We start from the raw sequence: 11,874 nt of genomic DNA on the forward strand, positions 1-11,874 counted from the left end.
CCAGCATACCTCCCCCTCATCCCGCACAATTTCCCAACCGCCAAAAGAAAACACTAAACTCTTAAAGGACTTTGTGTTAAAATAAACCATGAATAACTAAAGATAACCGAATTAATTAATTTCCATAAGCATATAAAGGAAAGGAGCATCTGATGAAGAAGAATTGTTGTGAAAAATGTGGTAAAGAATTGGGGTTTTTAGGGCGAAAACACACCATCAATAATGACCGCATCGAGATTCATTACGATTCCCTTTGCAGTGATTGTTATCAGGTCATCAAAGGTGGCATCAATCAAATTGAGACGATGTACCAACGCATGATTCAGAAGCTGAAGAAGGATTATGGCTTTGATAACATGGCATCGGTGGATATTGATACCTTGATCTTTTTGGCCGTTGAAGCTGTGATGGCGGTTGAGCCAAATTACGATGATGTGGGGACGCATTTAAATCAGACCATCATCAATCGGACCAGTCGGTCCGCCAACCCCATGGAAGATATGGCAAAGATTGTGGAACGCATTATTGATTATGGCTTTTCCCTTAACAAGAAAAATGCTCAGGTTGTCGATTTTCATGGCTATTTCATGCGGACGACCACCTATTTAGAGCAAATCGGGATGAACAGCAGTGATGATATTCCAAGATCCTATCATTACCTTTTTTTAAGTTGTCGGGGAATGATCGCAAAAAATATGGAAACCGGGCGGGTTTTACCTATTCCTGTCGAAGAGGACATGGAAGTGGAATACACCTTGCGTCAAGAAAATGGGGTATTAGAAATCTTCCTGCGCAATGTCTTTTACACGGAGGATGCCAATAAAAATCTGGTGCTTTCAGCAGTGGATGAGGAACAGGTTAAAACGATCCGGCGCATTTTAGATCAGTTTAATGAAGTGGCCAACCGACGGAAGGATCGGCGGAAGCGGGACACCATGACCATTATTAAGCGTAATGTTTTCCGGGATTTAAGCAAGGTTCAGCCAGAAACTAAAACCGAGGATATTGCCCTCGATTGTATTCTGCTTTGCATCGTCAAAAATCTGATGAACGATCCAGAAGGACGTAAGTCGGAACTCTACGACAGTCAGGGCCTGGCGATTGAATTGCTGGAAGAAAACTTTGAAATCAATCTTAAGCTTTTGGGTCTGAACACCCGTGAGGATATCCTGGATTTCCTCACAAAAAATACCCTGTTAGCTGAGGGCTTTAATGTCCGATATGAGGATGCCAATGAAAAGGCCTGGGCTTTTTTCACGACAAAGGGTTATATCCTGTGTTTCACAAAGACACGAAAATTTATTTATATCTTTGAGGATCAATTTCCCAACGATATTTACTATCCCTGTAATGATCTCATTTATAAGGGGTACCGTTTCCTTCAGTTGGCGGAAAACCAGGAATCTGCTGAAGGCTCCGGTGATTACCGGACCTTTGACGGTATGATTTTCTACAGTGAAAATATCGAGTTGATGGGAAAAATGAATCGCTTCTTCAGCTTGAACAATATCTTTTATGTGATGGACAAATACATTGAAGCGGAAACCCAGGTTTATCGGGATCGGGATAGCCTCATGGAAGTCAAGCGGGTGACGGACCGCCTCTTTGGTGATTTCAGTTATCTGCCCTTCTGCCAATACGATGAATGGGCAGCCATCCGTGAGAAAATGAAAGAGGATGATTTCCTCCTGTCCCAGCTCATTGATGAAAAAACAGGCGGAAGGGATCGTCACCCTACGGGGGATACCACCTATACCATCCGGATTATGGATGCCTTTAACCGAGGGGCCCGGGAACTTAACAACGCCTTGAAATTTGGGGACTTAAGTGTGGCCAAGGGAATCCTTTGGGGATATTTCAATGAATCCCTGGTTGACACCCTATCAAGAGAATGGGTCCGTGTGGCAGGGGATATTGTCAGAGAAGGGGACTCCTTGGAGGATGCCTTTTCAAAGTACTTTAACATGGCCGACATTGAGTCAGACAAGGCCTACTATTTGGGATTATTCATTTATTACCTGATGGATAAGATGGTCTTACCAGCAGATGATTTCCTGGAAAATTACGAACGCTGTGTTCCGGTTTATAAGAATTTAGGCAAACGCATTCTGGAGGAGGAAGAAGAATCAGCACCAGATTTGGAGTTTATCAAAAAAGAGGATCAAGCTCTTGGAACAGCCTCAGAGGGTCCGAAGGAAGTGGTGACACAGGAAGCATCCTCTGATATGGGTGAGGATAAAACAGCCTCGGACATCGCTTTGGAAGAAGATGAGGGGTTGAAGGACCCTGCTGAAATTCTGGCTGAAAAAGCAGCGGCCGAGGCCCGGGTAGAAAAGCCCATCCGGCGTGTCATTGATGACGCCGCATCCCAGGAAAGTGAAGAATCCTGATGCGGGTACTATTGGTAGAAGATGAAGTATCCCTGGCCTCAGCCATTGGAAAAATCTTTGAAAAAAATAAGATCCTTGTGGATGTGGTTAATGATGGCATTGAGGGCAAGCTCTTGTCTGATAATGACGTCTATGATGTAATTATTTTAGATATCATGCTCCCGGGGATGAGTGGATTAGAAATCTTGAAGCATATTCGTTCCCAAGGGAAAAATGTCCCTGTTTTGCTGTTAACCGCAAAGGATAGTACGGCGGATAAGGTGGCTGGCCTTAATATGGGGGCAGACGATTATCTGGTAAAGCCCTTTGTGACCGAGGAGCTCATTGCCAGGGTACGCGCCCTGGGACGACGGCCCTGGGATGTTTACTCAGACAGTGTGCTGACCTATGCGGATCTGGCCTTGAATATCAACAATGGGGAGCTGACCATTGGGACCAAGCCAGTGCGTCTGACCTCCAAGGAGGCCCAGCTGATGGAGATGTTCATCCGAAATCCAGGTATAACGATTTCCAAGGAACAAATCCTCGACCGGATATGGGGGATTGAAAGCAATGCCATGGATAATTCTGTGGAAATCTATGTCCATTATCTGCGAAAGAAAATTAAGGATTCCCGGACCATCATCAAAACCATCCGAGGTTTGGGATACGTATTAAAGGAACCGGACAATGACCGGCCTCAATAAACTGCGCATGAATCTGACGGTGATGAATACCATAGTCCTATTGGGATTATCGGTGTTCATCGCTGTCGTGCTTTATGCCACCATCAGCCTGAATCGGGATTCGGATATCAATAACAGTTTGGAAATTTACTGTGCCCAGCTGGCTGGAAACCTCGATTATTTAGAATCGGAGGATCCGGAGTCACCAGAGCTGGAAGAGGATCGGGTGAACTTTCAGGCCTTTTTAGAAGGCTTGAATAAAAATAACGTCACCTACATGGTCTGGAATGAGAATTTTGAGGCAGTTTCAGCATCGACTAATTTGAACATTGATTCCCAGGAGCTTAAAAATTTGATACTCCGGTACGTGGCGGAGAAGCAAAGCAAATATTGGGTAGTAAATTACCGTACGGATACCCAAAATCTAAAGGTCTGTACCTATACCATTATTGGCAAAGACGGTGGTTTAAAAACCTTTCAGGTGATTAAAGATATGTCCAGTGAATCCAGCGTGCTGGCCAATGCCGTCAATATCATGTCTATTGTGGTCATCATTGGAGCGGTGGCCTCCGGGTTGTGTGGCTATTTCTTGTCGGGACGATCCCTTGTCCCCATTAAAAAAGGGATGGAGCACCAGCAAGAGTTCCTGGCGGATGCCTCCCATGAGCTGAGAACCCCCATCGCCGTCATCCAAACGAATTTAGAGGTTGTACGGGGGGACGGTGAGGAAAGCGTTAATAGCCAGATGGAATGGCTGAATAATGCCTACAACGAGACTAAACGAATGCACCGTATCGTAGAGGATTTGATGTTTTTGGCACGGGCAGATGCAGGGGAGGTCCATATTGAGGATTCAGAGGTTGATCTTGGATTTTTGTGCTGTGAGGTCGCAGAACGAATGCTGACGGTAGCCGCAGGAAAGCAGATCAATCTTTTAGTGGACGTGCCCGATACCCCATTAATAGTCTTTGGTGACGAAAGCCAGCTCACCCAGCTGTTAGTTATTTTAATGGATAATGCCATCAAATATAGCGAATCTGGTACGTATATTACAGTGAGTGCTGAAAAAGCTGGAACCATGGTGGTGATGAAGGTGGCGGATCAGGGAATTGGTATTCCAGAAGCCGATTTGAAAAAGGTATTCCAACGGTTTTACCGTGTGGATAAAGCCCGTTCCCGGGAAGAAGGTGGAACGGGACTGGGCTTGTCTATCGCCCAATGGATTGTAGAGCGACATCGGGGTGTCATTGATGCCAATAGTGAAGATGGTCGGGGAACGACGATGGTGGTGAAGTTTACCGCTTATTCTTCAACAGATAAGGAGGCTAGTTGTGAAAGAACTGAAGTTTAATGGAAATAAAATGATTGTTGGACCAGGATCAATCCAGGCCATTGAAGGTATTAAAGGACAGCGCTTTTCTATTATTACCGGAAAGAGAGCCATGTTCGACAACGGAACCATTGACGGAATTGTAGGGATTTTAAAGGCCCAGGGTAAGGCCTACGATGTTTATTCGGGCATTGGGGCAAACCCCACGGTGGCCGAGGTCGAAGAGGGAGCAAAGCGTCTGAAAGCCTTTGATCCGGATGTGGTGCTGGCAGTAGGTGGTGGCTCAGCCATTGATGCTGCCAAGGTGATGACCCTTCTGTGTGAGTATAAAACATTAACTATTGAGGAAATTCGAAATGGCCAGGCCCCAGAGACCCGCCAAAAGATAACGCTCGTGGCTGCACCCTCAACATCGGGGACAGCCAGCGAGGTAACCCGGGCGGCAGTTGTGACCTTTGAAGATGAAAACATTAAGGTGGGATTAAAAACCCTGGCTTTCATTCCGGATATTGCCATCCTGGATGGCAATCTGACACTATCCATGCCGGGGAGCGTCGTTGCAGAAACGGGGATGGATGCCCTGACCCACGCGCTGGAAAGCTACATTAACCCCAACGCCGATGATTTTTGCAAGCCCATTAGCCGGGCGGCAGCAGAAGGCTTGTTTGTGTGGCTGCCCCGTTCCTTCAAGAATGGGGATATTGAAAGCCGTCAAAAGGTCCACGATTTCCAAAGTCTGGCGGGAATGTCCTTTCAAAATGCTGGCCTGGGGATGAGCCATGGGATTGCCCATGCCTTTGGAGGAACCTTTGGTACCGGGCATGGTTTGCTGAATGCCATTGCTTTACCTATCGTCTTAGCCTATAACGCCCAGGACCCCCAGGTCAAAGCGGATCTTGATGCATTGGGACAAATCATTGGTGGGGATGTGATCCAGGAGATCCATCGCTTAAACACCATTTTTGAAATACCCCAAACTTTTAAGGAAGCGGGAATCACAGAAGAAGAATTTCTTAAACATTATGACGGCTTGCTGGCGGGGTCCCTTAAGGGCTCCACGGCCAGAAATCCCATTTCTATGGATGAAAAGTCTATGGATGGTGTGTTAAAACAATTGTATTACGGAACAGAAAGAACAGAGGCAGAATGAGTTTATTAGACGGACTGAATGAGAAGCAACGGGAGGCTGCAGCGACCACAGAAGGCCCATTACTGATTTTAGCAGGGGCAGGATCGGGGAAAACCCGAACCATCATTCATCGCATTGCCCATATTATCGAAGAGGGGATGGCCTGGCCATCCCAAATCCTCGCCATTACCTTCACCAATAAGGCAGCCGGTGAAATGCGGGAACGGATTGCGGCCATGAATATTGAAGAGAGTAATCGTATCTGGATTCATACCTTCCATGCCATGTGTGCCCGGATTATGCGGCAGCACAGTGCCTGGTTGGGATACAGCGATAATTTTGTTATCTATGATACGGACGATCAGAAACGGCTGTATAAAACCCTGGCTAAAGAGATGGACCTCAATGATAAAATGTATCCTTTCAATTATATGGCTGGGGAAATTTCCAATGCTAAAAACGCCTTCCAGTCACCCAAGCAGTACGCCAAGGAAGTTCAGGGTGATTTTAGGAAGGAAAAGGTCGCTGAATATTATAATCTTTACGAAGCACGGATGAAGAGTAATAACGCCATGGATTTTGACGATCTGATTTTCAATACCCTGGTGCTCTTTGAGGGCTATCCTGAGATTTTAGAACAGTATCAAAAACGGTTTAAGTATATTTTGGTGGATGAATATCAGGATACCAACCACAGCCAGTATCAATTGGTTAATTTATTGGCAGCAGGACATCACAACCTGTGTGTCTGCGGGGATGATGACCAGAGTATCTATATGTGGCGTGGTGCGGATATCAGCAATATTTTGGATTTTGAGAAGGATTATCCCGATGCTAAGGTCGTTAAGCTGGAGCAAAATTATCGCTCCACCAGCGTCATTTTAGATGCAGCCAACGGCGTTATTGCCCATAATATCGGCCGCAAGGAAAAAAATCTATGGACGGATAATCCGGGGGAGGACAAACTGGTGTTATCCTCCTATGACCAGGGCTACGATGAGGCCCGTTCCGTGGCAGATACCATTTCGAAGCTGCGTCGGGAGAAGCATTATAAATTTGGGGATTTTGCGGTCTTATACCGGACCAATGCCCAGTCCAGGCTTTTTGAAGAGGCCTTGCTGCGCAGTGGCATGCCCTATCAGCTCATCGGCGGTACGGGATTCTACTCCCGGTTGGAAATCAAGGATATCATTACCTATCTTCATGTGTTGGTGAATCCAGCGGATGATTTGGGCTGTGTACGGATTATTAATACTCCCAAGAGGGGAATCGGTGGGGTTACCATTGAAAAGGTCATGGAGTTTGCCCAGTTTAAGGGATGGAGCCTCATGGAAACCATCTACCATTATCGTGAAATTCCAACCCTTGGGGCTGGTGTTTTAAATAAGATCAAAGATTTTGCAGAAACCATGACCGAACTCAAGGAATGGGCGGAAACCGAAGGGGTTGCAGACCTCATCCAGCGTGTTATCGACCGCACCGGTTATATGGAAATGCTGAAACTGGGTAAAATGGAAAACTCAGAAAGCCGCATTGAGAATTTGGAGGAATTGGTTTCCTCGGCGGTGGAATTTGAACGGACCAGTGATGACCAGAGTGTAACAGCCTTCCTGGAAACCGTAGCCTTAGCCTCGGAGACGGACAAATACGATGGGGATGAAGGAAAGGTTTTGCTGATGACCCTTCACAACGCCAAGGGTCTGGAATTCCCCGTGGTATTCCTTCCCGGGATGGAGGATGGCATCTTCCCTCATATGCGCTCCCTGAATTCTGGGGACGATGAGCAGCTTGAGGAAGAACGACGCATCTGTTACGTGGGGATTACCCGTGCCAAGGAACGGTTATATTTATCCTGGGCAGGGGAACGAACGGTGTTCGGCCAACGGCGGCCCCAAATCCAGTCCCGGTTTTTAAAGGAAATCCCCAGGGACTGCCTGGAAGTCAATGAGGCCCAGACCCGAAGTACCACCGTGCGTGACGCCGGAGTAAAGGAAAAACAGCGTCAAAGCTTTGAACAGAATGTCAACCTCGGGAAGAAGGCCTATCAATCAGCCATCCCGGTGCGACCGGCCAGTGCGGCTGGCTTTGCCCCGTCGGATAAGGTCAAGCATAAAAAATTTGGGATTGGGACCATCGTTGAAGTCAAGACGAACCAGCTCTCCATCGCTTTTCCAGGGGTAGGGATTAAAAAATTGGACCCGGGATTCGTAACGAAGGTAGATTAAAATGGATACACCAAAGCAGGCAAAACAGCGTATTGCAGAATTAACAAAATACCTGGAAACCCAGAATCGTCATTATTACGAGGAGGATGCCCCCCAGGTGTCGGATTTTGATTATGATCAGGCCATGGGGGAGCTTCTTTCTTTGGAAGCAGCCTATCCAGAGTGGGCGGCAGTGGATTCCCCCACAAAGCGTGTGGGGGGGCGCCCTCTGGAAGCCTTTCAAAAGGTGGTGTACACGACCCCGAAGCTCAGTCTGTCCAATGCCTTTAACGCCGGGGAGCTCATTGAGTTTGATCAACGGGTCCGAAAAATCTGCCCGGATGTGGTGTATTGCCTCGAACAGAAATTTGATGGCCTGACCGTTGTTTTAAATTATGAAGAAGGGCTTTTCGTTCGGGGTTCCACCCGGGGAGACGGTCAGATTGGAGAGGACGTCACCGAAAACTTGCGGACGATTCCTTCCATTCCATTAAGGCTGACAGAGCCCGTTACCCTGGAGGTTCGGGGAGAAGTGTTAATGGATAAGGCTGGCTTTGAAAAGCTTAATGAAGCCCGTGCCCTGGCCGATGAGCCCCTTTTTGCAAATCCACGAAACGCCGCAGCTGGATCGATTCGTCAGCTGGATTCGAAGCTGGCCGCTTCCCGTCCCCTAAGAATCTTTGTTTTTAATTTGGAGCGGATTGAAAACCGACAGTTTGAAACCCATGAAGAGGCTTTTTCCTTTTTAAGTCATTGGGGCTTTCACACCAGTCCCATTACACTATGCAGTACCATGGATGCGGTGATTACACACATCGAAGAAATGGAAGCCGGGGGACGCAATGCCCTTCCCTATGAAATTGACGGAATGGTGATTAAAGTGGATGACCTTCGGGATCGGGAAGAATTGGGAGATACCTCAAAAAGCCCAAGATGGGCCATTGCCTATAAGTTTCCACCGGAGCAGACGGCGACAAAGCTGCGGGATATTACGGTTCAGGTTGGACGCACCGGGGCATTAACCCCAGTGGCGGAGCTCACCCCGGTTCCTTTAGCGGGGTCTGTTATTGCAAGGGCGACACTGCATAATGCGGATTACATCACTGAAAAGGATATTCGAATCGGAGATGAGGTCATCATTCAAAAGGCTGGAGACGTCATTCCAGAGGTGGTGCGCTCCGTTGCCGGCAAACGCAATGGAACAGAGAAAATTTTTGAGATGCCGGCTCATTGTCCGGTTTGTGGATCCCCCACCTTTCGGTTACCCGAAGAGGCCGTGACCAAATGTGTGAATTTTGATTGTCCGGCCCAGGTGTTTCGGCGGATGACACATTTTGTATCCCGGGATGCCATGAATATTGACGGTATGGGGCCGGCCATCATCCGTCAAATGATGGATGCAGAACTTTTAACCAATGTAGTGGATATTTATCATTTGAAAGAGCATCAGACAGAGCTGGTAGCATTGGAAAAAATGGGTGAAAAATCCGTTGATAACCTTTTGGAAGCTATCGAAGCTTCCAAGGACCAGCCCCTTTCTAAATTAATTTTCGCCCTGGGGATTCCCCTGGTGGGAGCCAATGGTGCCAAGCTTTTGGCCCGGGCCTTTGGCAGTATGGAGGCCTTTATGGCAGCAGACGAAGAAGCCCTGCTTTCAGTGGAGGATGTTGGGACGAAGATGGCGGCCGAGATTCAGGATTTTTTTGCAACGGAAGCCAACCGGGAAATGATTTTGGCATTAAAAGCGGCCAGGGTCAATATGACAGAAAAAAGTGAAAGCAGCTCCAGTATTTTGGAGGGCCGGACCTTCGTTCTGACAGGCACACTGCCGACCATGGGACGGCGGGAGGCAAAGGCCTTGTTGGAGGCCAATGGCGCCAAGGTTTCGGGCTCAGTTTCGAAGAAAACGGATTTTGTGCTGGCGGGCGGTAAACCAGGTTCAAAGGAGGCGAAAGCCCAGGAACTTGGTATTCCAATTATTGATGAGGAAGCATTGCTGGCGATGCTTGCACAGCCTTAAGCCCAGGGCCTTGACCTGGGCTGAGAGAGGAGGATGACAGGATGAACAGAACACGAATGATTCGTGGGGCAAAACATGAGATACCCGCAGATTTAGTTATTAAAAATGGCCGAATTGTCAATGTGTTTACCAAAGAAATTCTAGAGGGTGATGTGGCCATTGTGGATGGGAGCATCGTCGGTATTGGAGCCTATGAAGGCCTTGAAACCATTGATGCCGTGGGACAATACCTGATTCCAGGGTTGATCAATGCCCATGTCCATATCGAATCGAGCATGATGACCCCCTCGGGTTATGCGGGCTTGATTGCACCCCGGGGAACAACAACCATCATTGCAGATCCCCATGAAATTGTCAATGTTGCAGGGGCAACCGGGCTGTCTTTTATGTTGGAGGACAGTGCAGATTTAGCGGTGGATATGTTTTTCATGATCCCCTCCTCGGTACCGGCTACGGCCCAGGAAACCAACGGTGCTGGTGAATTTTTGTCCAAGGATATGGCACCTTTTTTAGGCCATTCCCGGATTCTTGGCCTTGGCGAGGTGATGTGCATCGATGATGTTCTCCAGGCAAGGGCCCATATTCTCGATAAAATTCAAAGCTGTGAGGGGCGGGTAATCGACGGTCATGCCCCGGGTTTATCCGGCGCTTCCCTCCAGGCTTATCGGGCTGCTGGGATTGAAACGGACCACGAAGCAGTCAGTGGCGAGGAAGCTGTGGAACGCCTGCGGGCAGGCTTTTATCTACAGGTTCGGGAGGGATCAGCGGCCCATGATTTGGTCCCAATCCTAAAAGCCGTGAAAGGTCAAAATCTTCCCACCGAGCGCATCCTTCTGTGTACTGACGACCGCCACAGCAGTGATATTCGAACCCAGGGCGATATTGATCATTGCGTCCGTTTGGCCATGGCAGTGGGCTACGATGCCATCACGGCAATCCAGATGGCCACCATCAATACTGCCCAGGCCTATGGATTAAGGCAGTATGGCGCCATTGCACCCGGCTATCAGGCCGATATTCTTTTTTGTGACAACCTAGAGTCCTTCCACATCACGGCGGTGTACAAAAAAGGAAAAAACATTCAGCCCCTCTTATCGGATACCAAGGCTCTGGCGACTTGTCCGACTTTGTTAAATAGTGTTGTGCTGGATGGGATTAAGCCTTCTGACTTTGCCTTTCCTTTGGAAGCTGGAAAAAAGAGTGCTGGCATTGAAATCATTCCGGGAGATATTCGGACCCTTGCCTTTGAAGCCGAGTTACCAGAAGAGGGCGGCTTTTTCAAAGCCTCTAAGCTTTATTCCAAGCTGGCGGTTGTCGAGCGTTATGGCAAAAATGGCAATCGGGCGGTTGCCCCCATTAGAGGGTATGGTATCGAGGGGGGCGCTGTGGCCATGACCATTGCCCACGATTCCCACAATATCATTGTCTGTGGCGATAACGACGGGGATATGGCTGTGGCCGTGGAAAAGATCCATGAGATACAAGGCGGAATTGTGGTGGTATCACAAGGATCTGTTTTGGGCAGCTTGGCCCTTCCCGTAGGGGGGCTGATGTCCACTGCCTCCTGGCCAGAGATGGAGAGAGGGCTGACAAAGCTCCTGACATTGGCCCATGGTCTGGGGGTATCGGAGACCATTGATCCTTTCATCACCCTGAGCTTTATGGCGTTGCCGGTTATTCCGGAAATCCGGCTGACAGATCGGGGATTGGTGCGGGTCCAGGCATAAATAGTCGCCTGAATTGCCGGATTGTAATTTACATTACAATCCCTTTCCATTATAATAAAAGAATCAACGATAAAATCATAACATGAATGTAATTTTTCAGGATTGGAGATAGAGCATGAGTATTTCGAGAGAAGAAGTCACCTATGTGGCTGACCTCGCGCGGATTGAGTTTGATGGAGCGGAAACTGATCGCCTGGCCGATGAGCTGGGTGCCATCCTCAATTATATGGAAACATTAGATCAATTGGATACATCCGGAGTAAAACCCACGGAGCATATCCTCCCGGTACAGAATGTATTTCGCAAGGATGAGGTTAAACCCTCCCTTCCAATTGAAGAGGTCCTTGCCAATGCACCAGTGGTTGAAGCGGGATGCTTCAAGGTTCCCCGGGTTGTGGAATAGGAGGGG

Annotated in this window: 8 protein-coding genes; all 8 read left to right on the forward strand. The window is 48.1% G+C overall.

Annotated elements, in window-relative coordinates:
- The first annotated feature begins 152 nt into the window (after window positions 1–152).
- The 8 genes from BLU30_RS01240 (at window position 153) to gatC (ending at window position 11,868) form a co-directional block, all read left to right on the forward strand.
- The gene (locus BLU30_RS01240; RefSeq protein WP_090242670.1) at window positions 153–2,390 is read left to right on the forward strand and encodes a hypothetical protein; all 2,238 of its coding nucleotides are present in this window, start codon (window positions 153–155) and stop codon (window positions 2,388–2,390) included.
- Complete coding sequence (locus tag BLU30_RS01245; RefSeq protein ID WP_090242672.1) at window positions 2,390–3,076, forward strand: response regulator transcription factor; 687 nt, start codon at window positions 2,390–2,392, stop codon at window positions 3,074–3,076. The genes BLU30_RS01240 and BLU30_RS01245 overlap by 1 nt, the downstream gene beginning before the upstream one ends.
- On the forward strand, window positions 3,060–4,406 hold the full coding sequence (locus BLU30_RS01250; protein ID WP_090242674.1) for a sensor histidine kinase: 1,347 nt from the start codon (window positions 3,060–3,062) through the stop codon (window positions 4,404–4,406). Before BLU30_RS01245 ends, BLU30_RS01250 begins: the two co-directional genes overlap by 17 nt.
- Window positions 4,387–5,535: an iron-containing alcohol dehydrogenase gene (locus tag BLU30_RS01255; RefSeq protein WP_090242677.1), complete on the forward strand. Its 1,149-nt coding sequence runs from the start codon at window positions 4,387–4,389 to the stop codon at window positions 5,533–5,535. Before BLU30_RS01250 ends, BLU30_RS01255 begins: the two co-directional genes overlap by 20 nt.
- Window positions 5,532–7,739, forward strand: coding sequence for a DNA helicase PcrA (gene pcrA, locus BLU30_RS01260; RefSeq protein WP_090242679.1), 2,208 nt, complete (start codon window positions 5,532–5,534; stop codon window positions 7,737–7,739). Before BLU30_RS01255 ends, pcrA begins: the two co-directional genes overlap by 4 nt.
- 1 nt (window position 7,740) lies before the next feature.
- On the forward strand, window positions 7,741–9,738 hold the full coding sequence (ligA, locus tag BLU30_RS01265; RefSeq protein WP_090242681.1) for an NAD-dependent DNA ligase LigA: 1,998 nt from the start codon (window positions 7,741–7,743) through the stop codon (window positions 9,736–9,738).
- Window positions 9,739–9,779: 41 nt separating this feature from the next.
- Window positions 9,780–11,465: an adenine deaminase gene (ade, locus tag BLU30_RS01270; RefSeq protein WP_090242683.1), complete on the forward strand. Its 1,686-nt coding sequence runs from the start codon at window positions 9,780–9,782 to the stop codon at window positions 11,463–11,465.
- Between the two features lie 115 nt (window positions 11,466–11,580).
- Complete coding sequence (gene gatC, locus BLU30_RS01275) at window positions 11,581–11,868, forward strand: Asp-tRNA(Asn)/Glu-tRNA(Gln) amidotransferase subunit GatC (RefSeq protein WP_090242685.1); 288 nt, start codon at window positions 11,581–11,583, stop codon at window positions 11,866–11,868.
- Window positions 11,869–11,874: the final 6 nt, after the last annotated feature.

It is taken from the genome of Eubacterium barkeri (genome assembly GCF_900107125.1).
In the GTDB taxonomy this organism is placed as follows: domain Bacteria; phylum Bacillota; class Clostridia; order Eubacteriales; family Eubacteriaceae; genus Eubacterium_O; species Eubacterium_O barkeri.

What these genes read in the sequence shown, in the direction of transcription:
- BLU30_RS01240 (WP_090242670.1), top strand. Translation starts at nt 153, where the DNA reads ATGAAGAAGAATTGTTGTGAAAAATGTGGTAAAGAATTGGGGTTTTTA.
- BLU30_RS01245 (WP_090242672.1), top strand. Translation starts at nt 2,390, where the DNA reads ATGCGGGTACTATTGGTAGAAGATGAAGTATCCCTGGCCTCAGCCATT.
- BLU30_RS01250 (WP_090242674.1), top strand. Translation starts at nt 3,060, where the DNA reads ATGACCGGCCTCAATAAACTGCGCATGAATCTGACGGTGATGAATACC.
- pcrA (WP_090242679.1), top strand. Translation starts at nt 5,532, where the DNA reads ATGAGTTTATTAGACGGACTGAATGAGAAGCAACGGGAGGCTGCAGCG.
- ligA (WP_090242681.1), top strand. Translation starts at nt 7,741, where the DNA reads ATGGATACACCAAAGCAGGCAAAACAGCGTATTGCAGAATTAACAAAA.
- ade (WP_090242683.1), top strand. Translation starts at nt 9,780, where the DNA reads ATGAACAGAACACGAATGATTCGTGGGGCAAAACATGAGATACCCGCA.
- gatC (WP_090242685.1), top strand. Translation starts at nt 11,581, where the DNA reads ATGAGTATTTCGAGAGAAGAAGTCACCTATGTGGCTGACCTCGCGCGG.